Source organism: Idiomarina sp. UBA3176 (genome assembly GCF_002364295.1).
Taxonomy (GTDB): Bacteria; Pseudomonadota; Gammaproteobacteria; order Enterobacterales; family Alteromonadaceae; genus Idiomarina; species Idiomarina loihiensis.
Genome location: NZ_DEXU01000011.1, coordinates 13,349 through 39,320 on the forward strand (window position 1 = coordinate 13,349; position 25,972 = coordinate 39,320).

General features: G+C 46.6%; 22 protein-coding genes and 4 tRNA genes. 16 read left to right on the forward strand and 10 right to left on the reverse strand.

All coding sequences use genetic code 11. The features are described from left to right. Positions 1-130: 130 nt before the first annotated feature. The 5 genes from B2U97_RS04660 to B2U97_RS04680 all read left to right on the forward strand — a co-directional run bounded on the left by B2U97_RS04660 (position 131) and on the right by B2U97_RS04680 (position 6,606). On the forward strand, positions 131-1,489 hold the full coding sequence (locus B2U97_RS04660) for an MATE family efflux transporter (RefSeq protein ID WP_034821872.1): 1,359 nt from the start codon (positions 131-133) through the stop codon (positions 1,487-1,489). After that, positions 1,482-3,515, forward strand: coding sequence for an excinuclease ABC subunit UvrB (uvrB, locus tag B2U97_RS04665; protein WP_034821869.1), 2,034 nt, complete (start codon positions 1,482-1,484; stop codon positions 3,513-3,515). Before B2U97_RS04660 ends, uvrB begins: the two co-directional genes overlap by 8 nt. Before the next feature lie 99 nt (positions 3,516-3,614). Next, on the forward strand, positions 3,615-3,833 hold the full coding sequence (locus B2U97_RS04670) for a DUF2061 domain-containing protein (protein WP_034821866.1): 219 nt from the start codon (positions 3,615-3,617) through the stop codon (positions 3,831-3,833). Then, complete coding sequence (locus B2U97_RS04675) at positions 3,763-4,269, forward strand: DUF2919 family protein (RefSeq protein ID WP_082815461.1); 507 nt, start codon at positions 3,763-3,765, stop codon at positions 4,267-4,269. Before B2U97_RS04670 ends, B2U97_RS04675 begins: the two co-directional genes overlap by 71 nt. A 72-nt stretch (positions 4,270-4,341) precedes the next feature. Continuing rightward, positions 4,342-6,606 (forward strand): putative bifunctional diguanylate cyclase/phosphodiesterase, encoded by a 2,265-nt coding sequence (locus B2U97_RS04680; protein ID WP_235598944.1) that lies wholly within the window; start codon positions 4,342-4,344, stop codon positions 6,604-6,606. On the opposite strand, the gene B2U97_RS04685 is transcribed toward B2U97_RS04680, so the two are convergent. The 5 genes from B2U97_RS04685 to B2U97_RS04705 all read right to left on the reverse strand — a co-directional run bounded on the left by B2U97_RS04685 (position 6,603) and on the right by B2U97_RS04705 (position 9,958). Continuing rightward, positions 6,603-6,980 carry a YchJ family protein gene (locus tag B2U97_RS04685; RefSeq protein ID WP_051018775.1) on the reverse strand — a complete coding sequence of 126 codons (378 nt, stop codon included), beginning with the start codon at positions 6,978-6,980 and terminating at the stop codon, positions 6,603-6,605. The genes B2U97_RS04680 and B2U97_RS04685 overlap by 4 nt on opposite strands. Before the next feature lie 44 nt (positions 6,981-7,024). Further along, positions 7,025-7,630 carry a DUF502 domain-containing protein gene (locus tag B2U97_RS04690; protein WP_286822924.1) on the reverse strand — a complete coding sequence of 202 codons (606 nt, stop codon included), beginning with the start codon at positions 7,628-7,630 and terminating at the stop codon, positions 7,025-7,027. A gap of 51 nt (positions 7,631-7,681) precedes the next feature. After that, positions 7,682-8,395 (reverse strand): SIMPL domain-containing protein, encoded by a 714-nt coding sequence (locus B2U97_RS04695; RefSeq protein WP_034821857.1) that lies wholly within the window; start codon positions 8,393-8,395, stop codon positions 7,682-7,684. A 175-nt stretch (positions 8,396-8,570) separates the two neighbouring features. Then, positions 8,571-9,254 (reverse strand): DNA-3-methyladenine glycosylase I, encoded by a 684-nt coding sequence (locus tag B2U97_RS04700; protein WP_082815460.1) that lies wholly within the window; start codon positions 9,252-9,254, stop codon positions 8,571-8,573. A gap of 14 nt (positions 9,255-9,268) precedes the next feature. Next, on the reverse strand, positions 9,269-9,958 hold the full coding sequence (locus B2U97_RS04705) for an aspartate/glutamate racemase family protein (RefSeq protein WP_034821854.1): 690 nt from the start codon (positions 9,956-9,958) through the stop codon (positions 9,269-9,271). Positions 9,959-10,151: 193 nt separating this feature from the next. Here B2U97_RS04705 and B2U97_RS04710 point away from each other — a divergent pair, with 193 nt between their 5' ends. The 6 genes from B2U97_RS04710 (at position 10,152) to B2U97_RS04735 (ending at position 18,615) form a co-directional block, all read left to right on the forward strand. Continuing rightward, positions 10,152-12,512, forward strand: a complete 2,361-nt coding sequence (locus B2U97_RS04710) for a TonB-dependent receptor domain-containing protein (protein ID WP_034821851.1) — start codon at positions 10,152-10,154, stop codon at positions 12,510-12,512. Positions 12,513-12,589: 77 nt separating this feature from the next. Then, on the forward strand, positions 12,590-13,633 hold the full coding sequence (locus B2U97_RS04715; protein WP_034821848.1) for an alkaline phosphatase D family protein: 1,044 nt from the start codon (positions 12,590-12,592) through the stop codon (positions 13,631-13,633). A 23-nt stretch (positions 13,634-13,656) separates the two neighbouring features. Further along, positions 13,657-14,235 carry a transcriptional regulator BetI gene (gene betI / locus B2U97_RS04720; RefSeq protein ID WP_034821844.1) on the forward strand — a complete coding sequence of 193 codons (579 nt, stop codon included), beginning with the start codon at positions 13,657-13,659 and terminating at the stop codon, positions 14,233-14,235. 29 nt (positions 14,236-14,264) lie between these two features. Then, positions 14,265-15,728, forward strand: coding sequence for a betaine-aldehyde dehydrogenase (gene betB / locus B2U97_RS04725; protein ID WP_082815459.1), 1,464 nt, complete (start codon positions 14,265-14,267; stop codon positions 15,726-15,728). After that, complete coding sequence (gene betA / locus B2U97_RS04730; protein WP_034821838.1) at positions 15,728-17,422, forward strand: choline dehydrogenase; 1,695 nt, start codon at positions 15,728-15,730, stop codon at positions 17,420-17,422. Before betB ends, betA begins: the two co-directional genes overlap by 1 nt. After that, positions 17,416-18,615 carry a BCCT family transporter gene (locus B2U97_RS04735; protein ID WP_034821835.1) on the forward strand — a complete coding sequence of 400 codons (1,200 nt, stop codon included), beginning with the start codon at positions 17,416-17,418 and terminating at the stop codon, positions 18,613-18,615. Before betA ends, B2U97_RS04735 begins: the two co-directional genes overlap by 7 nt. A 15-nt stretch (positions 18,616-18,630) precedes the next feature. Here B2U97_RS04735 and B2U97_RS04740 read toward each other — a convergent pair whose 3' ends face one another. The 3 genes from B2U97_RS04740 to B2U97_RS04750 all read right to left on the reverse strand — a co-directional run bounded on the left by B2U97_RS04740 (position 18,631) and on the right by B2U97_RS04750 (position 21,988). After that, positions 18,631-19,911, reverse strand: coding sequence for an acetyl-CoA hydrolase/transferase family protein (locus B2U97_RS04740; protein WP_034821832.1), 1,281 nt, complete (start codon positions 19,909-19,911; stop codon positions 18,631-18,633). A 110-nt stretch (positions 19,912-20,021) separates the two neighbouring features. Next, positions 20,022-20,858 (reverse strand): S-formylglutathione hydrolase, encoded by an 837-nt coding sequence (fghA, locus tag B2U97_RS04745; RefSeq protein ID WP_034821829.1) that lies wholly within the window; start codon positions 20,856-20,858, stop codon positions 20,022-20,024. Positions 20,859-20,869: 11 nt separating this feature from the next. Continuing rightward, entirely contained in the window at positions 20,870-21,988 is a 1,119-nt protein-coding gene (locus tag B2U97_RS04750) for an S-(hydroxymethyl)glutathione dehydrogenase/class III alcohol dehydrogenase (protein ID WP_011235008.1), read from the reverse strand. A gap of 131 nt (positions 21,989-22,119) precedes the next feature. Between B2U97_RS04750 and B2U97_RS04755 the strand changes: the two genes are divergently transcribed. After that, positions 22,120-23,043: a LysR substrate-binding domain-containing protein gene (locus B2U97_RS04755; RefSeq protein WP_286822921.1), complete on the forward strand. Its 924-nt coding sequence runs from the start codon at positions 22,120-22,122 to the stop codon at positions 23,041-23,043. A gap of 13 nt (positions 23,044-23,056) precedes the next feature. On the opposite strand, the gene B2U97_RS04760 is transcribed toward B2U97_RS04755, so the two are convergent. Then, positions 23,057-23,132: transfer RNA gene (locus B2U97_RS04760), tRNA-Val, on the reverse strand. Between the two features lie 35 nt (positions 23,133-23,167). Continuing rightward, a tRNA-Val gene (locus B2U97_RS04765) sits at positions 23,168-23,243 on the reverse strand. Positions 23,244-23,435: 192 nt separating this feature from the next. Here B2U97_RS04765 and gltX point away from each other — a divergent pair. From gltX to B2U97_RS04785, 4 genes are all read left to right on the forward strand, one after another. After that, positions 23,436-24,842, forward strand: coding sequence for a glutamate--tRNA ligase (gene gltX / locus B2U97_RS04770; RefSeq protein ID WP_034821823.1), 1,407 nt, complete (start codon positions 23,436-23,438; stop codon positions 24,840-24,842). Positions 24,843-24,907: 65 nt separating this feature from the next. Further along, on the forward strand, positions 24,908-25,558 hold the full coding sequence (gene can, locus B2U97_RS04775) for a carbonate dehydratase (protein WP_011235005.1): 651 nt from the start codon (positions 24,908-24,910) through the stop codon (positions 25,556-25,558). Between the two features lie 141 nt (positions 25,559-25,699). Continuing rightward, positions 25,700-25,775: transfer RNA gene (locus tag B2U97_RS04780), tRNA-Ala, on the forward strand. 62 nt (positions 25,776-25,837) lie between these two features. After that, positions 25,838-25,913, forward strand: a tRNA-Glu gene (locus tag B2U97_RS04785). The last annotated feature ends 59 nt before the right edge of the window (positions 25,914-25,972 follow it).

The following is a 25,972-nucleotide window of genomic DNA, read 5'->3' on the forward strand; positions in this document are numbered from 1 at the left end:
CAGATCCTGTTTTTCGCAAGGGTTGAAATGCCCATTACTATACGGATCGCAGTGGCTAAAGTCTATTCTCCGTAGCCACAAAGCACAGTCTCATGTACACTATTTGGCTATCGAACTGAGGAGGGATTGAATGGCAGCTGCCGACGCATCAAGAAGTCTTATCAGCGCGCCGGTAGGACAAAAACTCTGGGAAATGACCTGGCCGGTTATTTTCGGTGTGGCTACTCTTATTAGCTTCAATGTTGTCGATACCTTCTTTATCAGTATGCTCGGAACAGACCCTCTTGCGGCTGTCAGCTTTACTTTTCCCGTTACTTTCACCGTTATAAGCCTGGCCATAGGTTTAGGTATAGGCACTTCTGCTGTCATTGCCCGTAAATACGGCTCAGACAGGCCGGAAGAAGCTCATTTTGATGGTTTTTCTGCGCTTTCAGTATCCGCCATACTAGTTGCAGCATTGGCACTCATAGGCTATTTGCTGATGGACCCGGTTTTCAGTTTATTGCAGGCACAGGAACGATTGATGCCGCTGATACGAGAGTATATGACGCTCTGGTATCTGGGTTGCGTGATGTTGGTTACGCCTATGGTTGGGAATGCGGTTTTGCGGGCCGCCGGTGACACACGAACACCATCGCTTATTATGGCTTCCGGTGGGTTGGCAAACGCCATTTTTGACCCAATTTTAATTTTTGGCTGGGGTCCAATACCCGCTATGGGCATTGAGGGCGCCGCTCTTGCCAGTGTTATTTCCTGGTTTAGTGGTGTCTTTTTAGTGTTTTGGTTACTGCGCAGAAACAAGTTGGTTTCTTCCAAACCGCCGGGTGGACGAGCTTTTTTTCAAGCATGGGTTAAGTCAGCCCGCGGTATTTTAAAAATAGGTATGCCGGCAGCCAGCGCCAATATGCTGACGCCATTAGCTATGTCAGTGATGACTGCTATTGTCGCATCTTACGGAGCTCCGGCCGTGGCAGCGTTCGGTGTCGGGTCCCGACTGGAGTCACTGGCCAGCGTCATTATACTGGCGTTGTCCATGTCATTGCCGCCATTAATTAGCCAGAACTATGGTGCGGATCGTATTGATCGGGTGAAAGAAGCCTACCGGACGGCGTTAAAAGCCGTGCTGGCCATTCAGGCGGTCATTTATTTACTGATGCTGGTAACCGCACATTGGATAGCTCAGGTATTTGCTGAAGAGCAGGCGGTTGCGGACATTGTTAAGCTTTTTATTTATATTATGCCGTTGGGTTACGGGTTACAGGGCATTATTATACTGACCAATTCCAGCTTTAATGCTGTGCACCGGCCAATGAACGCGTTGTGGTTAAGTATCATTCGTCTATTTGTTTTATTCGTACCACTCTCATATTTAGGGAGTTTACTCGCTGACTTAACCGGTTTATTCATTGGTGGTGTGGTCGCTAATCTGTTTACTGCTGTTATTGCGTATTGGTGGTTTTCACGCGAGTTGAGGAGAGAACGTGGCTAAGAAATTTGAACTGGTTTCTAAATACAAGCCGGCGGGTGACCAGCCCAAAGCCATTGAGTCGCTGCTCGATAATCTGGACGCCGGTTTGGCGCATCAGGTGCTTTTGGGGGTAACTGGTTCAGGTAAAACCTTTACCATGGCAAACGTTATTGAACGCTCGCAGCGACCTACGTTGATACTGGCGCACAATAAAACCCTGGCGGCGCAGCTTTATGGAGAGATGAAAGAGTATTTCCCCAATAACGCGGTGGAATATTTTGTCTCTTACTATGACTACTATCAGCCCGAAGCTTATGTGCCGACAACTGATACTTTCATTGAGAAAGACGCCTCAATTAACGACCACATAGAGCAAATGCGTTTGTCAGCTACCAAGGCTCTGATGGAACGCCGTGACGTAGTTCTGGTTGCGTCAGTATCAGCCATTTACGGTCTGGGTGACCCTGAGTCCTACATGAAAATGATGCTGCATTTGCGTCGTGGCGACATTATCGATCAGCGCGACGTTCTGCGGCGTTTGGCTCAGTTGCAGTATAAGCGAAACGACGCAGCCTTCGAGCGCGGTACTTACCGGGTTCGTGGCGATGTGATAGATATCTTTCCGGCGGAGTCGGAAGAAATAGCGGTGCGTCTGGAGCTGTTTGACAGCGAAGTTGATCGCATTAGCTTTTTCGAGCCTTTAACCGGACAGGTGACGGAAAAAGACGTTGCGCGCGCCACTATTTATCCGAAAACGCATTATGTAACACCGCGAGAAGTGCTGGTTAAAGCCATTGAAAAGATAAAAGATGAGTTGAAAGATCGTCGCGATATTCTGCTTAAGCAAAATAAACTCATAGAAGAGCAGCGGATTAATCAGCGGACTCAGTTTGATATTGAAATGATGCTGGAGCTTGGCTATTGCTCGGGCATTGAAAACTACTCACGCTATTTATCCGGTCGTGCGCCGGGCGAGCCGCCACCAACGTTGATGGACTATTTACCGGATAACGCACTGCTTATCATTGATGAGTCACACGTTACTGTGTCGCAGATTGGCGCTATGTATAAAGGCGACCGCTCGCGTAAAGAAAATCTGGTGGAATACGGTTTCCGTTTACCGTCAGCACTGGATAACCGGCCGCTTAAATTTGATGAGTTTGAGGCTATAGCGCCACAAACCCTGTATGTGTCAGCGACACCGGGCAAGTATGAATTAGAGCGCAGTGGCAATGAAGTGGTTGAGCAGGTTGTCAGACCGACCGGGTTAATTGACCCTCAGATAGAAGTGCGTCCGGTTGCCACCCAGGTGGATGATTTAATGTCTGAAATACGTTTACGGACAGAGTTAGGCGAACGGGTTCTGGCGACAACTTTAACCAAAAAGATGTCGGAAGATTTAGCCGACTACCTGGATGAACACGGTATAAAAGTGCGTTATCTGCACTCAGACATTGATACCGTTGAACGTATGGAGATTATCCGCGATTTACGTCTGGGTAAGTTCGATGTGCTGGTAGGTATTAACTTGCTGCGGGAAGGTCTGGATATGCCGGAAGTGTCGCTGGTCGCGATATTAGACGCAGATAAAGAAGGCTTTCTACGTTCCGACCGTTCGTTAATTCAGACGATAGGGCGTGCCGCACGTAACGTTAACGGCCGCGCCATTTTATATGCCGACCGTATTACCGGCTCTATGCAACGCGCTATGGATGAAACTGACCGTCGCCGCGAGAAGCAAATTGCTTACAACAAAGAGCACGGTATTACTCCGCAGGGGCTGAATAAAGACATCACCGACGTGATGGATCTGGGTCAGGGTTCCGCTAAAGCTCGTAAAAGTAAGGCTGAAAAAGCACTGGCTGAAGTCGCCTCCGGGTATGATGCCCGGACTGTGGTTGTCAAAGACGCGAAAGCGGTGATGAAAGAAATCGACGCTAAAGAGAAAGAGATGTACAAAGCGGCGCAGAATCTTGAGTTTGAACAAGCAGGTAAACTGCGCGATGAAGTCGCTGAACTGCGTGAACAACTTAAACGAGCGGTTTAAAGATAAATACCCTGCAACGAACAGGGTTATCGCTTTTATCAATTGGCTATAACAATCTTAATCGGCAATAATTAACAAAAGTCGACGCGGGAGATTGTTATGAAAGACGCAGTAAAGACAGTATCATTTGGTATCATGCATTTTACCATCGCCTTTGGCGTAGTCTGGTTAATGACAGGCGATGTCGTGCTTGGTGGTGCTATTGCTCTGATTGAACCTTTAGTGAATACAGTAGGTTATTATTTCCATGAAAAAATCTGGCAGCGAGGCGACAAGCGCCGGGCAGCGATTGGTAGAGAGGGCACGATACCTGGATAAAGAGGGCCGGGCGAGTATCCCGCTCTCGCTCCTGCTGGTGCTTTTATTTGAAATGCGTGGCTATGTCGCCGCCATTATATCTCTGACTTTTTCTGAAGACCGAACTCGATTATTGAAACTCTTCTACACCAGTTCAGAGCAGTTCGGGCTGATGTTACTGATTGGCCTGCCTGCCTTGATTGTTTTGCTGGCAACCACCTTTGTCGGCGAAGACAAACCTAACTGGGCAAATAGATTAATGCGTTTTGCTCAACCTCTGTTATTACTCTCTTTAGTTTTTGATGCCGTACTCATTTCCTGGTTGTTTATTGAACAACATGGTGCTTTTTCATTTGGACGAGCCGCAATTGTTTTTGGTTGGTTTATTTGTGGTTGGTATTTAATAAAGTCCAGACACTGGCGTTTTTATCGACAGCACCTGATTAATATAGAGTAACTAGAGTAAAGGTAGTTGATTTTTAAGGTTTAACGTTCTTTAATGGCTGTCTGAGAACTGATTCGGGCCAGCATGAACTTCTTAAATAACTTTTTTCTGCTTAAAGACGAAGGAACGTCAGAAAATGGTGTTCCCAATTGGCGAGTCAGCGCACTAAGAATTATTCTTTTCTCCGGGATGCTTCTGTGTCTGGTGGTGTTTTTACATAGCTTTGATGACGCTTTAGAAGCTCAACTTCCCCATATTATTGCAATTACATCCGCTTTCTTAGTTAGCATGTTAGGCTTACTTTGGTTAAGCAAGAATTACTATTATTTTTGTGCCAACTTTTTGCAGATTACTATTATTGCAGCAAGTGTCTCCTGTAATTTATTCCTGGATGATATGAACCTTGCAAAAATAGGTTCGATGTATATGTATGCTTGCCCCCTAATTGCTTTAATGCTTCTTGGCGGTAGAGCTGCGATATTTTATGCCGTATTGAATATCGCGCCTTTTTATATTGTTTTTAACAACGTTAATTTGTCTTTCTTCGCTGAACCCAATGTGCTGTTTCCTGACGCCGCATGGTATATCGCAGGAAACATGTTTCTATTTTTTAATATCTGTATTCCTCTGGCCGTGGCTCGTACCATAGTCGCCGCAAAACGACTGAATCAGGAAACGCAAAAGTCTAACGATTACTTAAAAGGCAAGAACTCGCTTTACCGGGTGTTTTTTGCCGAGTCCAGAAGACCCAAAGTTATTGTTAATGAAGACGGGTTAATTACAGATTTTAATAAACAGGCTGGTGATATTTTTGGTTTAGATGAGTCCACGAGAAGTGGTTGTCAGTCTATTTCTAACTGGTTTCCCGATATTAATCACGCCAAATTACCCACGGGTGGCAAGATTATTCGGCATGAGCATACATACCAACAAGTTGTGAGGTTAGAAGTCCCGGAAGCCAGCTCTTATGTTTATGAATTTGTTGATTGCACACAAGAGAAAACGCTGGAGAGTAACCTGACGTTTTTAGAGCAGGAAAACCGCCGTTTGCGTTACCTGGATACTCAGACAAACTTACCGAATAGTGACTGGTTCGAGTTGCAATGCAACAAGTTAATCTCTAAGTCAGATCGTGAATTTTTTGTGGTTGTCGCACAAAGTGAAAGCGAAGACTACCTCAGATTAAAATATGGTGAGAGTGTTATCAGAAAGCTTTTAGCGTCCTCATACAGCCGCTTGAAGAAGCACAGACAGCATCCACGTTTAACGGCGACTATTGCGTTAAATAAGCTGGTGTTTATTTTGCCAAAAACGGTAGAAAATGAATTAGAAGACGTTTTACTGGATATTAAAAACTCTCTTGACAAAGAGTACACCATTCAGGGTATTAAATGTCAGCAGTCTTTTCAGTTTGGTGTGGCCAGGTTTCCTAAGCATGGTGAAACCGCCGACGTTGTTGTTTCCCGTGCGTTGGAAGCAAAAAAATTCGCTTCTGTGAACCAGTTTTATCATCTTTATGATACTGAAAACTCAGAAGAGTTTATGGAACGCCATGAAATCTCAATTCTTTTGGATGAAGCCATACAGAACGACGAGTTGGATGTTTGTTTTCAACCGAAAGTGACTGCCGATGGCACTTGTGTCGGGCTTGAAGCACTTGCCCGCTGGGACAGCCCTGTACTGGGTTCCATTTCTCCGGCTATTTTTATTCCAATTGCAGAAGAGTACCGAATGATAAGTCGTTTAACCGACTTAATTGTTCAGAAAGTCTGTGCTCAAATATCGCTGTGGAAGAAAAATGATTTTCCGCTGTTACCCGTAGCCATCAACATTTCACTGCTTGACTTTTCTCAGCCCGATTTTATTTCGAAGCTGGTCAAATATCTGGCCGATTTTTCGGTTAAACCTTCACAGATAGAGCTGGAGTTAACAGAAACCTGTCTGGAGTCGGACAGGGTCAACTCATTAGAGCTTATGAATGAATTGAAGTCCTGGGGCTTTAAGGTATCGGTTGATGACTTTGGAGTCGGCTATTCCAGTGTTACCCGCTTGGCTTATTACCCGATTGATAAGTTAAAACTGGACAGAGCGCTGCTTCGCGGCATAAAAACCTCCGGGCGACAATACAGCTTAGTTAAGGGTATTTTTAATATTTGCTCTGAATTGAAAATTAAATGTGTCGTTGAAGGCGTTGAAGAAAAGTCGCAGTTAACAAGATTAACCGAAATAGGCTTTTCAGAGTTTCAGGGGTTTTACTTTTCTAAGCCGTTAACGGTAAGTCGTTATGAAAAGCATGTTAAAACCCACGGTCTGGTCTTTTTAGATAAAACTGGTCAGCGACTGTCTTAATTTGTCTGACCGGTTAAGTAATACCACTTGCCGTCTTCGAAGATAAAGTCAGATTTTTCTTCCATAAAAGCAATATCATCACCGTCACGATAAAAGGCGCGGAAATGCACCTGTCCTTTATTCTGATCTACACTGGAAGAAATAACCTGCAATTTAAGCCAGTTTGGTGAGTCGCTTAAATCGAGAAAGGCGGGGCGGTAGCTGCTATGCCATGTTGCTTCTAAGTAGCCTGCTAAGCGTCCGACAAAGGCACTGTAGCGTGAACGCATTAAGGCTTCAGGCGATGACGCAAGTGATTCTCCATTATGATATGGATAGCAACAATGTTGATAGGTTTTATCGAGGCCGCAAGGGCAGGGTTCAGATAGTTTCATAGCGCGAACTTTACCAGCACGCGCGCTGATTTCAACTGCAATTTTTAATCTGTTTTGCCAGAGTGATTTTTGCCCAGGCCTCCACTTATTGTCAGCTGCAGGGCATCGGCAGGTTTCATAGTCAGTGACTCGATACAATCCGCCGGCACAATGACCATATAGCCGCCAACGTTATAACTCATGGGCAAAAATACCGCCACCTGGTCATCTTCCATCAATTCCGACAGGCGGTCACCCTTAATTCCGCTTTTCTTGGTGACAATACCAATAAGCCGCAGTTTGCTGCCGGGAAGTGTGACTAATACAACAGATTCTTCAGCGAAGTTTTTGCCCGACATCATTTCAAAGACATCGTTAATGGTACCGTAAAGACTGCGCAGCAGTGGCAGCCGGTTGATAAGTTTTCCGGGAAGCTGCCAGAGAGAATCAATGAAATTCCAGCGGGAGCTAAAACCAATAAGCAAAGCAATAGCTAAAAAGCTAATAAAGGCGAGTCCGGGAAAATATGAAGACTCACCCAGTAAGGTTATCCATATAGGCTTAAGCCAAGTTTCGATGGTAACTAGCAGCCATTGCAGTAACGCAAAGGTCACAACAATGGGCAGTAAAATGGCTAACCCTTTAAATAAATACTGCAGCGTTCTTTTCATTATTTAATAAGCCTTTTGGCAAAGAGTTAGCCGCATTGTGAAACGAATAAATCAATCGGACAAGTAATATTCTATGGTGGATACAACACGCACATTTTTCAGGTGAGGGTTGTGTCGGTCGCGAGCACTGATACTAAACTGCCCCTGACGCGCCTGTTTGATTTTACCCAACTGAGAGTTCGAGTCTGTCGCAAATTTTTCTGCTACTTCCCGGGCTTTCTTGGTGGCCTCTTCTATCATTTCGGGCTTTACTTCATTCAATCGGGTAAACAAGTATTCAGGTTGCGCCTGATAATCGTCGCTGCTGAGAACAATACCTTCTTTACCCAGCTCGGCAAGGTCCCCCATAACGCTGCGAACTTCTTCAACCTTATTGGAATAGACTGTAATGGCTTGTGTGGCAGTATAACGAAATTCTGCCGGTTGAGATGAACCATAACGCTGGGCTGATTTATCAGTAATGGAAGGGGCTGACGAGGATATTTCATCCGGCTCAATGCCTTTTTCCCGTAAGAAGGCGATGACCTTTTTATTGGATGCTTCCATGGTTTCATAAATTTCAGATAAATCGTTGCTGGCCGCGGTAAATTGAATAGGCCAGATAACGGTGTCGGCAATATATTCTCTTTCAGATAACCCTTTTACGGTTACGCTACGCTCCATCGATTTATGCTCAAGCACTGCATTTGAACCGATAATGCCAATAACGATAAAGCTAATGATTAGCGAGATGCCTAATATCAGAGTATTTTTGGTTGAGCTCATCAAAATCCCCAGAGTTTTTGAAAAAAATCGGCTTGCGATAACGGACTGTCATACGACTACTCACCTATCTATTTATAGGTGATAGGCGGCGATTTATCCAGTGGGAATTTGCCCCGCTGCTGTTAAGCAGCGGGGGGGGAAGAACTGTTCAGCGAGTTAGAATGAATAACCTGGTTTAATCGCCGACGCTGTAAGACAGAATTCGCGATAAATGACTGTAAGGTAACTGGGTCTGCTGATGCCAGTGGTTAAACGCACTTTGAGCTTGTTTTAACCCTTTTTGACTGGTGGGAGAAGCGTCTATCAGCTTGTAGTTGGTCAACGCGGTGATAACATCATTGGAAAGAATAAAACCGTCCCAGCCAAGCTCGCGCAAAACATACTGTGGGGTAACGCCGCCTAATCGCGAACCGTTCTTTTTAAGATAATGCAACAACTCCGCTTGTTGGCTCGATGGCCATTGAGCCAGAAACTGACCAAAACTGCCGTATTCTTCGGCTACTTCCACAATCATTCGTGCGTTAGCGGGCAGGGTGTTTATTTTTTGCTGGTTGCGGACAATACGTTCATCTTTGGAAAGTGCCTCTAAGACTTCTGGGGGCACTTGTTGCCAGTAAAGAGGCACAAAGCCTTTAAAGGCTTCTTCAAAGCCCGGCCACTTCGCTTCAATAATGCGCCAGACAAAACCGGCGCGGAAAATACAACGGGTAATAGTAGCAAGTACATCCCGGTCTTCGAGTTGTTCTAATTGGGTTACGGACGATACTTTAGGCAGGCGTGCAAGCATCGCACTTTCGCCACCTTTACGCTGGCAGGCTCTGTCATAGAAACGAGAAAAGTTGATTGTTATATCGGTCATGGTCTTCCTGCTTTTTAATCTAGCATCCAGTCTGCAATGGCGCGGCAATGAAGTTCGGTGGTATCGAACAATGGCAGGGCAGAATGTTCTTGTTTAACCAGCAGACCAATTTCAGTGCAGCCTAAAATAACGCCTTGTGCGCCTTGCGCTGCCAGGTCCTCAATAATTCTTAGGTATTGTTTGCGTGCGCTATCAGTAAATTGGCCATGGCACAGTTCTTTAAAAATAATGTTGTCGACTGTATTGCCGTCACTTTCACCGGGTATCAGTACCTTAATGTTTTGTTGTTCAAGGCGCTCTTTATAAAAAGGTTGCTGCATGGTGAAGCGTGTACCCAGCAACCCAACCTGGTTAACGTTGTTTTGTTTAAGGTGCACCGCCACAGCGTCGACAATGTGCAATAACGGCAGTTTGACCGCGTCTTCAACCTGTGGAGCCACTTTGTGCATTGTATTTGTTGCTATAACAATACTTTCAGCACCCGCTTTTTCCAACTGCCGGGCTTTGGCAATAAGAGCTTGTGTAGCTGCATCCCAGTCACCCTTACTTTGCATCTCTTCAATAGGCGCAAAGTCGAGGCTGGCCAGAAGAATTTCAGCACTGTGCAAGCCTCCCAGGCGCTTATTTATTAGCTGGTTCAAACGCTTATAATAAGTGCTGGTTGATTCCCAGCTCATGCCACCAATAATGCCGACTGTTTTCATTAAAGCCTCCGCAACCGTCTTTTAAACACAGCCTACCTTAGTTTCTTAAGCAAGTTAACGCAGAGTTTAGATGAAAAATATCTAATTTATATTGCGTTTATTTTAATTGAACGATCAATTAACCTTAACGCCGTTGTCACATTAGCCCCATACATTAAGGAGCTTCACTACAACACAAGAAACAGGAAATTTTATGAAAACTTATGTGCCTATGAAGCAAAGCTTAATTGCACTATCTGTACTATCAGCATTATCTGCTACCTCCCTGCCAGCAATGGCGCAAGACACTCAAGATCAGCAAGCAGAAGAAGAAAAAGAACAAATGGAAGCCATTGTGGTTACTGGCCGCAGTGTTTCTTATGCGAATAACGCCGCTTCTGCAGAAATGAAAAAGCAGCAAACGTCTATGACCAGCGCTTTGGCAATGGTTGATAACTTACCTGGCGTTTTGGTAAACGAAGGCGACCCGTTCGGCTCTGATGAATGGTCAACCAGCATCTCAATTCGCGGTTTCCAGTTAGATTTAGAATCTCAGCAAATTGGTATGACTGTAGATGGTATTTCTAACGGCAACTCAAACTACGGTGGTGGTACTAAAGCCAGCCGTTACATTGACACTGAAAACTTACGTGGCACGGAAGTTTCTCAGGGTACAGCTGACATTAGTTCTCGTTCAAACGAGGCTTTGGGCGGTACCTTGAACTTTACGACTATTCGTCCTGCGTACGAAGAACAGTTTACCGTTAGCACCACGATTGGCGAGCATAACGCACAAAAACTGTATGCACGTTACGATACTGGCGAAATTGCTAAAGACACTTACGCGTGGTTTTCTCTTTCGAGCCAACAAAACGATGACTACATGGATGGTTCGGTAACCAATACGCGTGACCATGCTGAAGGTAAAATTATCAGTCGTGTTGGTGACGTAGATTTAACGGGTTACGTGAGTTACGACGACGCTCAGGAATATACCTATCAACGAGTTTATGGTTTAGCACAGTATGAACAAAACTCTGAATGGGACGGCCTGACTGAAGACTGGACAGGCATTCCTTATCAAGACCAGGCATGGCGTGAAGGTTGGGTAACTGAACGTGAAAACCTGTTTGGTTACCTAAAAGCCGACTTCATGTTGGGTGAAGTGGATGTCAGCACTAACGTTTACTATCACGAAAACGAAGGTGCTGGTAAGTGGATTCCATATTACATTGCTGATGTCACCGACGACGGTGCAGGAAACCCTCACTCGGAACTGGACCCTTCAACCACAGCTTACGGTGGTTCTTCACAAGGTTTTATCTATTTTGTTAACCGCGACGGACAGTCATTATCACCTGAAGCAGGCTGCGAGAGCTCAATTGGTTACCCTTATGGCGGTGGTGGAGCCGAAGTAGACCCGGGTTGCTATGAGCAAGGCTCTATGCCGGTCAGTTCGAATCGTCATACCCACTACGAAAAGCAACGCTACGGCGTCAATGGTGATTTTGTATGGGATACCACAATTGCCGGTATGGCAAACACCTTGCGTGGTGGTTTCTGGTACGAAGATTACCAGCGTGATGAGTACCGTGACTGGCATAAAACCATTGATGCAGCAGCGAGTCCACGTCCGGAAAGCAACCCTTACTGGGTTCAGTACAGCCGTGAATTCCCGGTCGAAACTTTGATGTACTACATTGAAGACGAGATTGATGCCGGATTTGCGAAATTCCGTCTGGGCGCCAAGAAGTTTGATGTTGAAGTGTCAAAAGAAGACCAGTTTAACCCGGATAACAATCTGAGCGTATCGTCTGACTCGGATGCTTTATTGTCAGCTGGTTTTGTGGCTCCTTTACCTGTTCGTGGACTGGAGGTTTTCGGTGGTTATGCAGAAAACTTTGCAGCCGTTAAAGATGCAGTATTAGAGCGTGACGATACGGATGTAAGCCAGGTTGAGCCAGAAACAGCGGACAATATTGATTTAGGTCTGCGCTATTCAACGCCGGGCTTTAATGCAAGTTTGACTTATTATGATATTAGCTTCGAAAACCGTATTACTTTTGTCAGCAATGAAGACGTTGACGGTATCGACTTCTTAGAAGCGGCAGCCGGTGGTTATGTTAACACAGGTGGTATTGAGTCTGACGGTATTGAAGCATCACTGGATTACAACCTGAGTGATAACCTTGGCGTTTATATGTCTTACACAAAAAATGACTCAACCTATACGGATGAAGCATTCCGCGGCAATACGGTACTGGGCAGTGCTCAGGACATGGCCGTTGTTAGCTTTGACTACACTAAAGGCGATTTCTATGCCGGCTTTAGTACTAAGTATGTTGGTGAGCGTTTCTTAGACCAGGCGAACACTCAGGAAAGCGATTCTTACGTTGTGAGTGACCTTTACATTGGTAAAACCGTTTATGACATTGGTGGTGCAATTGACAGCATGGAGCTGAGCTTCACTGTGAATAATGTCTTTGACGAAGATTACCTTGGTACTATCGCTCCGGGCGCTGGTTGGATTGGTGCGCCACGTACGGTTGCACTTAATGCTAAGTTTGTATTTTAAAACTACCCCGAACCACATGCGGTTAACGCCGCATGTGGTTGCTTTAGTAGCAAGCAACAACAAGGTAATCAATACACATGTATAAACTATTAGCACTATCCACATTACTACTGAGTGGCTCTGTTTTTGCCGATGCACCAGGCCGGATTTTGTTTGGCTCGTGCTCGCATCAGGACAAAGACATTCCTATTTTTAACAGCATTATTGATGACGACCCTGAAGTTTTTGTATTTCTTGGGGACAATGTATATGGCGACACCGAAGACATGTCAGTGTTGCAGAATAAATATGAAAAACTGGGCTCTAAGCCGGGTTTTAAAGAACTAAAAGAGCAAGCAGAGCTCGTCGCTATTTGGGATGATCATGACTACGGTGCGAACGACGCCGGCAAGGATTACCCTAAAAAAGAAGCGTCAAGAGATATCATGCTCGACTTTTGGGGTGAGTCGGAGAACTCTCCGCGTCGCACTCGTGAAGATGGAATTTACACCTCATATACCTACGGTGAGGGCGAAGAAAGCATTCACGTAATTTTGCCCGATTTGCGTTGGAACCGGGACGATATCGCCCACGTGACACGTGAAGAGTATGCCAACGAACGTGAACCGAAAAACATGGGGCCTTATAAAGTTCACAGCGACCCTGAGGCCAGTATGATTGGCGAAAAACAATGGCAGTGGCTGGAAGAACAGTTACAAAAGCCGGCGCGTATTAAAGTCATTGGCTCCAGCTTACAGCTTTTAGCTGATTTTACCGGTTGGGAGTCGTGGGCGAATTTCCCCTCTGACCGCCAACGTTTGTTTAATCTTATTAAAAAACATAAGGTTAATGGTGTTATCTTGATAAGCGGCGACACCCACTGGGGTGAAATCAGTTACTACGACGAAGATTTAGACTACCCACTATGGGAAGTTACGTCATCAGGACTGACTCAAGAGTGGAAAGACGTTAGCCCTAATAAACACCGCATCGGTCAGTTTATCAATAAGGTAAATTATGGTGCGCTGGACGTTGACTGGGAAAAAGACGATCCGGTTGTGACTCTTGGACTTTACGATGAAGAAGGTGATGTAGTTAACGAACACCGCTTCAGGCTGTCAACGCTGGAACCTTACGAATAAAAATTAAACCATGTGAGAAAGCTATGCCAAAAGTAGGAATGGAATCAATGCGGCGTCAGCAGTTAATCGATGCCACCATCGATGTGGTTGCTGACGTAGGCTTACGAGGAGCAACCATAAACTTGATTTCGCGCAGGGCGGGGATGTCGTCCGGTATTATCAGCCATTATTTTGGCGGTAAGCAGGCGCTAATTGAGGCCTCTGTACGGTATTTGCTTTCTCAGCTCAAAATGGAGCAGTCACCGGATAACCCGTATGACCGCTTGATGAAAATTGTTGATTTGAACTTTTCTGATGTGCAGCAGGCAGATTCAAGCACAAAAACCTGGTTAAGCTTTTGGGGGCAGTCAATGCATGACGCCGACTTATATCGCTTACAGGAGCTGAATAAGCGCCGGCTTGTGAGTAATTTGCGTTACAGTTTCAAGCAACTACTGAATCCCGAAAGTGCGCGTGAGGCAGCGGAAGTGACGGCTGCGTTAATTGATGGTTTTTGGTTGCGCTGTGCATTAAGCCGGGCAAATGAAGAGAAGTTCAGTCAGGCAAAAAAATACTGCAAAAAATACATTAATGGTGTGCTGGAACAGCACGGTGTCAGTTAAACCATTGCCAAATTATAAGGGAGTTATCGTTGTCCTCTACATTACTTAAAAACTTTATTCATGGCCGTTACGTCGACGACAGTAACCATGAATACTTTGACGTGATCAACCCTGGTACCGGGAAAGTGATTTACACCGTAGAGTCGGCAGGAGAGTCGCTGTTGGAAGACGCGGTGGAAAGTGCTCAAAGAGGGTTTGAGGTTTGGTCACAAACCCCTGCAATTGAGCGAGCCCGAGTATTACAACGTGCAGCGGCGATTCTACGAGAGCGCAATGACGAGCTGGCAAAGCTTGAAGTGCTGGATACCGGAAAGCCCTGGCAGGAAGCCGTTGAAGTCGATGTTCAGACCGGATCGGATGCTATTGAGTATTTTGGCAACTTATGCCCGTCAATGATGGGCGAGCAACAAAGTGTCGGTAACGACTTCTTTTACACACGGCACGAGCCTTTAGGTGTCTGTTTTGGCATTGGTGCATGGAACTACCCGTTGCAAATTGCTTGCTGGAAAGCGGCTGCCGCCCTTGCTGCAGGTAATAGTATGATTTTCAAGCCATCCGAAGAGACACCTCGTGGCGCTGCGATGTTGGCAGAAATATTTATCGAAGCAGGCGTACCGGAAGGCGTATTTAACGTGGTGCATGGCGATGGTGTTGTCGGTAATTATCTGGTTCAGCATCCGTCGATTGCGAAAGTGTCGCTGACAGGTGAAGTAGGCACGGGCAAAAAGGTAATGGCCGCGGCGGCAGGTACCCTGAAGAATGTGACCATGGAACTGGGCGGTAAATCACCGCTTATTGTCTTTGATGATGCTGACATTGATGAAGCGGTAACCGGTGCCATGATGGGTAACTTTTACACCCAGGGCGAGGTCTGCACCAATGGCACTCGGGTTTTCGTGCACAAAGACTGTTACGACACTTTTATGGAGCGTTTATTAGAGCGCACCAAGAACAATATCGTAGTCGGCGATCCTATGGATCCTGAAACCAACCTGGGCGCGCTAATTTCTGAAAATCACCTGCATAAGGTCATGTCGTATATCGAGCTTGGCAAAGAGCAGGGTGCTACCCTGGCCTTTGGTGGCGAAAGATTAGCGCCTGCGGGCTGTGAGAATGGCTATTTTATTGGCCCCACTATTTTTACTGACTGCACAGATGACATGCGCATTACGCGCGAAGAGATTTTTGGTCCGGTGATGTCCGTTCTGACCTTTGAAACGGAAGAAGAGGTCATTCAACGAGCTAACAATACCGATTACGGACTGGCAGCTGGTATTTTCTGTCAGGACTTGCGCAGAGCTCATCGTGTCATCGCTCAGCTGGAAGCCGGTATTTGCTGGATTAATGCCTATGCTAATTCGCCGGTAGAGATGCCGGTAGGTGGTTACAAGCAATCGGGTATTGGTCGTGAAAACGGTGTGGAAGCACTTAAGTCTTATACTCAGACAAAATCAATTTATGTCGGAATGGATAAGCTGGAAGGTCCATTCTAATGACAGTGAATGAGAAATTCGATTACATCATTGTGGGGGCGGGTTCGGCCGGCTGTGTGCTGGCCAATCGGTTAACAGAAGATCCGGATGTCTCGGTATTGTTATTAGAGACTGGCGGCTCAGACAAAAGCATTTTTATTCAGATGCCAACCGCGCTGTCGATTCCGATGAATACGAAAAAGTACGCCTGGCAGTTCCATTCGGAACCTGAGCCTTACCTGAATAATCGCGAAATGCATTGCCCCCGGGGCAAGGTTCTTGGTGGCTCCTCGTCGATTAACGGCATGGTTTATGTTCGCGGTCATGCGCGGGACTTTGATGAGTGGCAAGAGCATGGTGCTGAAGGCTGGGACTACCAGAATTGCCTGCCGTACTTTAAAAAGGCGGAAGACTGGGCTTTTGGTGCCGATGAATACCGTTCGAAAGGTGGCCCTTTGGCTGTGAATAACGGTAACAATATGCAAAACCCGTTGTATAAAGCCTTTATTAAGGCCGGAGTTGACGCCGGTTATATGGAGACCAGTGACTATAACGGTTTTCAGCAAGAAGGTTTTGGTGCCATGCATATGACTGTGAAAAACGGTGTGCGCTGGTCCGCTGCTAATGCGTATTTAAGGCCAGCTATGAGCAGACCTAACCTGGCGATAAAAACCGGGGTTCAGGTCAGTAAAGTGCTGCTGGAAGACAAGCAGGCTATTGGTGTCGAGCTTTATGAGAAAAACAACATTGCTCGCTTTTTTGTGAATAAAGAAGTGCTTTTAAGTGCAGGTTCCATTGGTTCTCCGCATATTCTGCAGCTATCGGGTATTGGTAACAACGAGACCCTATCTGCAGCAGGCATTGAAACTCAGCATGAGCTGCCTGGTGTCGGGGAAAACTTGCAGGACCATTTGGAGTCTTATTTTCAGTATCAGTGCAAAAAGCCGCTGACGCTGAACGGTAAGCTAGGACCTCTGAGCAAGTTGGCTATTGGTGTACGCTGGATTTTATTCAAAACCGGCTTAGGCGCAACGAATCATTTTGAGTCCTGCGGTTTTATTCGCTCGAAAGAAGGTGTTGAGTGGCCGGATCTCCAATATCATTTTCTGCCGGCAGCCATTCGCTACGATGGAAAATCTGCTTTTGAAGGGCATGGTTTTCAGCTGCACATTGGGCACAATAAGCCGAAAAGCCGTGGTTGGGTTAAAGTGAAAAGCTCAGACCCTTTTACCTCGCCCCAGATTCAATTCAATTATTTGCAGCATCAGGACGACATTGAGGCATTTCGGGCCTGCGTAAGATTATCTCGCGACATTATTGCTCAGCCGGCAATGGATGAATACCGCGGCCAGGAAATACAACCGGGAAAAGACATTGTGACCGATGAGCAGATAGATGCTTTCGTGCGTGATGCCGTAGAAAGTGCTTATCACCCCTGCGGCAGTTGTCGTATGGGTGCCGAAGATGATGACATGGCAGTGATTGACTCACAAATGCGTGTGCGGGGCTTGCAAGGACTTAGAGTTATTGACTCGTCGGTTTTCCCAACGATTCCAAACGGCAACCTGAACGCGCCAACCATCATGGTCGCGGAGCGAGCGGCTGATATCATCAAGCATCAGAACTTGCCGAGAGCTGAAGTTGATGTTTATAAAGACCCGCAATGGCAACAGCGTCAGCGCAGTGGTGAGGCCAAGCGGAGCACGTCATGTTAACTCTTGTCAGTATTGGCATGCTGTTTTTCATGGCCATGGTGGTCTTTATTGTTATGCGCTGGGGACGGCTGAAACTTAACGGTCGCTACCCGGTGTCTACTATGACATTCATTGCTATTCTGTTTACCTCGGGTCTGGATGTCGGACTGATTATGTTCCCGCTGACAGAGTTCCCGGTTTATGCCGATATAAAAGAAAACAGCGAGTACGCTTTTGCCAACCCTTTGGCTATTGAGTTTGGCTTCTGGGGCTTTCTGGTCTGGGCCATTTACTTTGTCACTTGTTTTTATTTCTGCGCAATTGAACCCAAGGTTAAATTCTTTGAGATTACCTGGGTTAAGTGGATTAATAACATCGTGATAATTGGCACCTGTGCTTTTACCGCGCATTTGTTATTTGCGAACTTGAGCTGGTATTTACCCAGTATTGCGGTTAGCGAAGGCTTCCCCTGGTACTACGCGCTGATTGTCGGCGGCACCATTTTATTTGCGGTGTACTCAAGTACCGAGCTTAAGTTTGTTAAGATTCTTAGCTTGTCATCTGGTGGGCTGTTCTTTGCGTTAATTCTTGGGCTAGGCAGTATCGCTTTACTGTCTGACAATGTTTCTGCGCCTGATTATTTTAGTACCTTACCCTTATTGACCGACTACTTTGAACATCTACACCGGTTTGTTCTGCCGATTAATGATTACCATGCGTTTTACCTGTTCTGGTGGTTTGCCTGGAGCATTATGATTGGTCAGTTCACTGCGCGCTTTGTTGGTAACATGCGCACCATCTGGCTGTTCTTAGCCATGCTGATATGGCCGTCATTGTCCATTGGTCTCTGGTTTAGTGTTTTATACTTATTCCACTTAAAAGGACTGGATACTTCCGGATTCATTAATCTGGCGATGGTGTTTGTTGGAATTGTTTTCGTGATCAACTCGCTGGACTCTTTAATCCGGCTTTATTCCGACAACCTGAACTTGACAGTAGCGCGTTTTGGCAAACAACAATATATGGCCTTACATGCCTTTTTGATGATGTCATTAACTGTACTATTTAGCGTTCAGTTTATAAAAATTCAGTGGGTTGGTGCGTTGGTTATTGGTATTGGTTTGTGTTGCTTTGTTTACATAGCGCTTGGTAAGCAACAGCAGCCGCTGCCTAAAACTGAAGCATTGGTACCGTTGCCTACGAAGAAGAAGTAACCTGATGCCATTGCATCAGGTTATGTTCAGTCCCCAATCGTTATAAGCTGCTTGTGCCAGCTCATCCCGGAACTTAGGGTCGGCAATATGAATCAGCTCGCGCGCGCGTTCACTCATACTCTTGGCGCGTAAGTTAGCGACTCCGTGTTCAGTCACAATGTAATGCACATGGGCACGAGTGGTGACCACGCCGGCGCCAGGAGCAAGCAGAGAGCTAATGCGCGACACTGTTCCGCCACAGGCCGTTGAAGGCAAAGCAATAACCGAACGACCGCCTTCCGACAAGCTGGCACCGCGTACAAAGTCCATTTGGCCGCCGACGCCCGAGTATATCTTCGTGCCAATAGAGTCCGCACAGACTTGTCCACTGAGGTCGACCTGAAGAGCGCTGTTTATGGACATAACCTGTTTATTCTGGCGAATAACCGAGGTGTCATTGGTGTACTCAACATCAAGGAAAAAAACTTCCTGGTTGTCATCAACAAAGTTATAAAGTGCCTGAGAACCCATCGCAAAAGTGGTGACAATGCGGCCACGGTGCTTACGCTTGCGGCTGTTGTTTATGACGCCACGCTCAACCAGCGGTAATACGCCGTCAGAGAACATTTCGGTGTGAATGCCTAAGTCTTTGTGATGATGAAGACAAGCTAAAGTCGCGTCTGGTATTGCGCCAATACCCATTTGCAAACAGTCCCCGTCATTAATAAGGCCAGCAACGCGCTCGCCAATTTTTTGTGTCACAGGGTTTTGTGGTGGCTGGTTGTGCAGTGGAATAGGAGCCGCTTCTTCGTAGAAACGGTCAAACCGCTTTAACGAGACTAACGCATCGCCATGTGTGCGCGGCATGTTGGGATTGATCCAGGCAACCACTTTTTTTGCCACTTGCAGCGCCGCCCGGGTTGCTTCAACCGAAATACCTAAACTGCAATTACCGTGTTTATCCGGCGGTGACACCTGAATGATTGCGGCATCCAGTGGCTGTTCGCCAGAGCGAAACAGCTTGGGAATTTCAGAGAGAAAAATGGGCACATAGTCGGCTAGCCCTTGGTTCACTGCCTGTCGAGTAGAAGCACCAACAAAGAAAGCACGTTGGCGAAGACGTCCTTTAAGCTCAGGGTCACAGAGTATTTCGCTGTACTCCGTATGCAACTGTAACAACGTCAGGTCTTTACGCTGTGTAGCTACCTCTTTCAGACCTTCAAGAAGTTTATAAGGGGTGGCAGCCATCGACTGGCACCAGATGACATCGCCATCATTGAGAATTGACAGGGCTTCTACCGCTGAGTTTACCTTCATTACTGCTTCCTTTTTAAGCGAGAAGTATTGAGCGAGATCAGAAGTATAACCGTTTAACGAATAGGGGTATTTACCCAGTAAGTAATACCTACTGGGTTTCTGGAGTTTTGTTAAGCGGTGAGGTACTTCGCATGGAAGCGAAGCTGGGCTTCGATAAACGAGGATATAAAGTAGTAGCTGTGGTCGTAGCCGTCGTGTAGGTGAACGGTACCGCCACCCTCTACTTTAGCAATGGCTTCTTTCAGGTTTTCAGGTTTTAGCTGTTCTTCTAAAAAGCCATCAGCTAAGCCTTGATCTACCCGAATTGGCAATGTCTGACCTTTCGATTTAATAATCTCAACAGCGTCGTATTGCTTCCACTGTTCGCGATCATCGCCTAAATAAGCACTAAAGGCTTTTTCACCCCAGGGGCACTGTGTTGGATTAGTAATAGGCGAAAAGGCAGAGATACTGCTGTAACGGTCGCTGTTACGCAAGCCAATAACCAAAGCACCATGGCCACCCATGGAATGACCCGCAATAGCGCGTTTATCGTTAATTGGCAGTTCCGCTTCGACCAGCTTCGGAAGCTCCTTAACGATGTAGTCATACATCTGATAATGATTTTTCCATGGCTCCTGAGTAGCGTTGACGTAAAAGCCGGCGCCTAAGCCTAAGTCGTAAGCCCCGTCTGGATCATCAGCTACGTTATCTCCACGCGGGCTGGTATCCGGTACAATTAAGGCAATACCGAGTTCCGTTGCTACCCGTTGCGCACCGGCTTTAGTGGAAAAGTTTTCGTCAGTGCAGGTTAAGCCGGAGAGAAAATAAACCGCTGGCACCTTGGACTTTTCTGCTCTTAGGGGCAAGAAGACACTGAACTGCATAGCGCAGTTCAGTACTTCAGAGTCATGTTCAAAGCGTAACTGGCGTCCGCCGAAACAGCGGGTTTCGCTAACTTGTTTCATTACAGACTCCATTAATAATGAATAACTGAACGAATCGACTTACCTTCATGCATTAAGTCGAACGCTTCGTTAATCTCTTCTAACGGCATGGTATGAGTGATAAAGGTGTCTAAATCAAATTTCCCGTCCATATATTGTTTTACATAGTCAGGCAGTTCGGTACGGCCTTTAACGCCACCAAAGGCACTACCACGCCATACACGGCCAGTAACCAGCTGGAAAGGGCGGGTAGAGATTTCTTCACCGGCACCGGCAACACCAATGATCACGGATTCGCCCCAGCCTTTGTGGCAGCACTCTAACGCGGCGCGCATAACGTCGACGTTACCAATGCATTCAAACGAAAAGTCTACGCCACCGTCAGTCATATCGACAATAACTTCCTGAATAGGCTTGTCGTACTTGGTTGGGTTCACGAAGTCGGTTGCGCCTAGCTCTTTGGCAATCGTTTGTTTGTCGTCGTTTACATCAATGGCAATAATGCGCGAAGCTTTGGCTTGTACGGCACCAATAATAACGGCCAGACCAATACCACCTAAACCAAATACCGCAACTGTGTCGCCTTCCTGGACTTTGGCGGTGTTTTTAACCGCGCCCATGCCGGTGGTGACACCACAACCTAACAGACAGACTTTTTCTAAAGGAGCGTCTTTGGGAATTTTAGCCAGTGAAATTTCTGGTAAAACGGTGTATTCAGAAAAAGTTGAAGTGCCCATGTAGTGATAAATGGTCTCGCCGTCTTTTGAAAAGCGGCTGGTACCGTCCGGCATTAAGCCTTTACCCTGAGTGGCACGAACGGCCTGACACAGGTTAGTTTTACCCGAGGTACAGAATTTACACTCACCACATTCCGCGGTGTACAGAGGAATAACATGATCACCCACTTCAACTGAGGTGACACCTTCGCCGACGGATTCAACAATACCGCCACCTTCATGACCTAGTACAGAAGGGAAAATGCCTTCAGGATCTTTACCGGAAAGTGTGTAAGCATCGGTATGGCAAACACCTGTTGCTATAATGCGAACCCGCACTTCGCCTTTTTTCGGCGGCGCAACGTCAATAATTTCTTCTTTCAGTGGTTCGCCCGGGCCCCAGGCAACCATAGCGCGTGACTTAATGGTTTCCATAATAATTCCTTATAGTCTTGGATTTTCATTTTATTAGGTAAAAGCGTAGCGTAAGTTTAACTTTTTCTCATTAGCAGGTAATCTACTGTTTTTGCAAATTACTTTTTCATAAATGAAATAATGGGTGTGAGATGAAGCCATGGCAGGGGATCAGTGAGTTTGCGGCAGTGGCTGAGCAACAGAGCTTTACTGCGGCAGCCCGGCAACTCAGGTTATCTGTGGCGCAGGTTAGCCGTAATATAGCAGCGCTTGAGCACCGGCTGCAGATGCAACTGCTGTACCGCTCAACCCGCAGTGTCAGTTTAACGGAAGAGGGGAAGCTTTATTTACCTCATTGTCAGCACTTGGTTGCCAGCTTAAGAGACGCCGATCAGGCCATTCAGCAGCGAACGCAGCAGCCGCAGGGGCTGATTCGCATTACGGCACCGGTTTATTATGGTGAGCGTTTCATAGCACCTCTGTTGAATGATTTTTTACACATTTACCCAGAATGCCGGCTGGATTTTCAGTTAACCAACGAGCAGGTCGATTTAATAGAGGGCAGTTACGATGTTGCCATTAGATTAGGGCAGTTGGGTAACCCTCGGTTACGTGCCCGCAAACTAGGCTCGCGCCGACATTTTGTAGTAGGTTCTCCTGCTTATTTTGAAGAGTTTGATCGGCCGCAAGATATTAACGCACTGGATGCGCATCGCTGTTTTACCGGAACGGTCAGGCAATGGCGCTTTCAGGTTGAGGGTAAACTGGAAACGGTTCGTCCGGAATCCTACCTGCATTGCAACAATGGTCTGGCGCTTCGTGACGCCGCTATGAAAGGTCTGGGGCTGGCTATGCTGCCGGACTATTATGTAACGGACTCATTGGCTAACGGACAGCTAGAGGAAGTATTAGCGGACTACCGGCAACCCGATGATGGTATATGGGCATTGTATCCGGAAAACCGTCAGGTGATTCCAAAAGTACGGGTATTACTAGACTATTTGTCAGGGAATTTATCAGGAAATTTATCAGGAAATTTATCAGGAAAATTTAATACTGGAGAAATAGAGAACTGAGAGAGTAAAAAAGTGGTGGTTGCTACTGGGCTCGAACCAGTGACCCTCGCCTTGTAAGGGCGATGCTCTCCCAACTGAGCTAAGCAACCATCCTGAAGGTCTGCAATTGACGGAAGAAGAGAAGTGGTGGTTGCTACTGGGCTTGAACCAGTGACCCTCGCCTTGTAAGGGCGATGCTCTCCCAACTGAGCTAAGCAACCATTTTCACTGTGACACTTCTGCGTCGTTGCGAGGTGGCATTATAGGGCGCAGATCTAAACTGTCAAATAAAAATTGCCAACTTGTGTTCGTTTGCTGACATTTTAATCATTTCGAATAGCAGATGCGTCAGGCGCTCAGTCTTGATAAACTTGCGCCCATAAAATTGACTGGTTTTAAAGAAAGGAACAAACATGAGTGTGGTAACGCGTTTTGCCCCCAGCCCGACTGGGTATTTGCATGTTGGTGGTGCCCGTACGGCATTGTATTCATGGTTAGTCGCAAAAGCGCAGGGCGGCGAGTTCGTACTGCGTATAGAAGACACCGACCGTGAACGTTCAACTCAGCCTGCTATTGATGCCATTTTAGAGGGCATGGAATGGTTAGGTTTAAGCTGGGATCGCGGGCCTTATTACCAGACTCAGCGTTTTGAGCGCTATAAAGAGTTAATCGATAAACTACTGGAAGAAGACAAAGCCTATAAATGCTATTGCTCAACCGAACGCTTAGAAAAAATGCGTGAAGAGCAAATGGCTGCCGGTGAAAAGCCTCGCTACGATGGCCATTGTCGGGACAACCCGAATGTTGGCGGTGATAAGTACGTCATTCGTTTTCGTAACCCGCAAGAAGGTAGTGTTGCGTTTGATGACCATATTCGCGGGCGCATTGAATTCGCTAATACTGAACTGGATGATTTGATCATTGCCCGTACCGACGGCACACCGACCTATAACTTCTGTGTGGTGGTTGATGACTGGGACATGGATATTACGCATGTGGTGCGTGGTGAAGACCACATTAATAATACCCCGCGTCAAATTAATATTTTAAAAGCTCTGGGCGCACCGGTACCTCAGTACGCTCATGTGTCGATGATACTGGGTGACGATGGCAAGAAACTGTCGAAACGTCATGGTGCAGTCAGCGTTATGCAATACCGCGACGACGGCTACGTACCGGAAGCGGTTGTAAATTACTTAGCCCGTTTAGGCTGGTCTCATGGTGACCAGGAAATATTCAGCCGTGAGGAACTGGTTGAATACTTCAAGCTGGATGACGTGAATAAAGCAGCCTCTGCGTTTAATACCGAAAAACTTAACTGGCTAAACCAGCACTACATGAAAACCTTGCCTGCGGAGCAAGTTGCACCGCAATTGCAATGGCAGTTTGACCAAATAGGTGTGGACACCAGTAATGGTCCAGCGCTAGAGCAAGTTGTGTCGTTGCAGGCTGATCGGGTAAAAACCTTAAAAGAAATGGCTGCCATTAGCCGTTACTTCTTTGAGTCATTCGATGAGTTTGACGAAAAAGCGGCGAAAAAACATTTACGCCCGGTAGCCAAAGAGCCGCTGGTAAAAGCCAAAGAACTGCTCGGAGCAATTAGTGACTGGAATGCTGCTAATATTCAGGCGGCAATTAACCAGACAGCTGCCGATTTGGATGTTGGTATGGGCAAAGTGGGCATGCCACTGCGTGTTGCCGCGACGGGTGGGGGCAACTCTCCATCATTAGATGTGACTCTGGAATTAATTCCGCAGCAGACCGTTCTGGCACGTATAGACCTGGCGTTGGAATTTATTGCTAACCGCGAAAACGCGTAATTTGATGCTAATAAAAATTACGCCTGGCCTGATAACGCCAGGCGACCGCCACGATGGGATGAGTAATGGCAGATATAAAACATTTGATTGCAAACAACAAAGAGTGGGCGGAGCAACAGGTAAAGAACGATCCTGATTTTTTCAAACGCTTAGTAGGGCAGCAATCCCCGCAATATCTATGGATAGGCTGTTCCGATAGTCGGGTGCCGGCGAACGAGATTGTGGGGATGGCTCCGGGTGAATTGTTTGTACACAGAAATGTCGCCAATCAAGTCATCCAGACTGATTTTAACTGCTTGTCGGTTATTCAGTTTGCCATTGAAGCGTTGAAAGTTCGGCATATCCTTGTGGTGGGTCATTACGGTTGTGGGGGTGTAAAAGCGGCACTTGAGAGTAAACCTCACGGGCTGGTTGATCACTGGTTGTATCCAATTCGTGATGTGTACCGCGAGCATGCCGAAGAGTTAGAGCAACTGGGCGAGACCGAGCAGATTGATCGTTTGTGTGAACTGAACGTGATTGAACAGGTTAAAAACCTGGCCAAAACCAATATGGTGCAGGAAGCCTGGGACAAAGGTGAGTCACTGACAATACACGGTTGGGTCTATCGTTTAGATAATGGTTTGGTTAATGATATGAATGTATCGGTTTCAAGCCGGGAAGGCATGGAGCAGGTGTACCACGTTTACCACCAAAAGTTGCCGAAAGGCGGTTAAAGTCAAGATTTGATGAATTACTGAGCAAACTGCCATAAAAACGCTCAAACAGAAGTATTTTTAGAAAAAATAGTTGACACATTAGCTCAGGTCACAATAGAATGCGCCCCGCTGTCAAGGCAGTCTGAGACTGTCAGGTGCGGGGCTATAGCTCAGCTGGGAGAGCGCTTGCATGGCATGCAAGAGGTCAGCGGTTCGATCCCGCTTACCTCCACCAAAAACGGCTTGCAAAGAAACGTGCAGTGAAAACATGTTATACTGCGCAACTCAATTTGTCCTGTCCCCTTCGTCTAGAGGCCTAGGACACCACCCTTTCACGGTGGGTACAGGGGTTCGAATCCCCTAGGGGACGCCAAGTACTTTGGCTTTGGTTGGGCACCATTACCGCTGCGGAGCGGTAGTTCAGTTGGTTAG

Coding starts and splice junctions, on each gene's coding strand:
- B2U97_RS04680 (WP_235598944.1), top strand. CDS start 4,342: ATGAACTTCTTAAATAACTTTTTTCTGCTTAAAGACGAAGGAACGTCA.
- B2U97_RS04695 (WP_034821857.1), bottom strand. CDS start 8,395: ATGAGCTCAACCAAAAATACTCTGATATTAGGCATCTCGCTAATCATT.
- B2U97_RS04660 (WP_034821872.1), top strand. CDS start 131: ATGGCAGCTGCCGACGCATCAAGAAGTCTTATCAGCGCGCCGGTAGGA.
- betI (WP_034821844.1), top strand. CDS start 13,657: ATGCCAAAAGTAGGAATGGAATCAATGCGGCGTCAGCAGTTAATCGAT.
- B2U97_RS04755 (WP_286822921.1), top strand. CDS start 22,120: ATGAAGCCATGGCAGGGGATCAGTGAGTTTGCGGCAGTGGCTGAGCAA.
- can (WP_011235005.1), top strand. CDS start 24,908: ATGGCAGATATAAAACATTTGATTGCAAACAACAAAGAGTGGGCGGAG.
- B2U97_RS04735 (WP_034821835.1), top strand. CDS start 17,416: ATGTTAACTCTTGTCAGTATTGGCATGCTGTTTTTCATGGCCATGGTG.
- B2U97_RS04740 (WP_034821832.1), bottom strand. CDS start 19,911: ATGAAGGTAAACTCAGCGGTAGAAGCCCTGTCAATTCTCAATGATGGC.
- B2U97_RS04750 (WP_011235008.1), bottom strand. CDS start 21,988: ATGGAAACCATTAAGTCACGCGCTATGGTTGCCTGGGGCCCGGGCGAA.
- fghA (WP_034821829.1), bottom strand. CDS start 20,858: ATGAAACAAGTTAGCGAAACCCGCTGTTTCGGCGGACGCCAGTTACGC.
- B2U97_RS04670 (WP_034821866.1), top strand. CDS start 3,615: ATGAAAGACGCAGTAAAGACAGTATCATTTGGTATCATGCATTTTACC.
- betA (WP_034821838.1), top strand. CDS start 15,728: ATGACAGTGAATGAGAAATTCGATTACATCATTGTGGGGGCGGGTTCG.
- B2U97_RS04715 (WP_034821848.1), top strand. CDS start 12,590: ATGTATAAACTATTAGCACTATCCACATTACTACTGAGTGGCTCTGTT.
- B2U97_RS04675 (WP_082815461.1), top strand. CDS start 3,763: ATGAAAAAATCTGGCAGCGAGGCGACAAGCGCCGGGCAGCGATTGGTA.
- B2U97_RS04690 (WP_286822924.1), bottom strand. CDS start 7,630: ATGAAAAGAACGCTGCAGTATTTATTTAAAGGGTTAGCCATTTTACTG.
- gltX (WP_034821823.1), top strand. CDS start 23,436: ATGAGTGTGGTAACGCGTTTTGCCCCCAGCCCGACTGGGTATTTGCAT.
- B2U97_RS04700 (WP_082815460.1), bottom strand. CDS start 9,254: ATGACCGATATAACAATCAACTTTTCTCGTTTCTATGACAGAGCCTGC.
- B2U97_RS04685 (WP_051018775.1), bottom strand. CDS start 6,980: ATGAAACTATCTGAACCCTGCCCTTGCGGCCTCGATAAAACCTATCAA.
- B2U97_RS04710 (WP_034821851.1), top strand. CDS start 10,152: ATGAAAACTTATGTGCCTATGAAGCAAAGCTTAATTGCACTATCTGTA.
- B2U97_RS04705 (WP_034821854.1), bottom strand. CDS start 9,958: ATGAAAACAGTCGGCATTATTGGTGGCATGAGCTGGGAATCAACCAGC.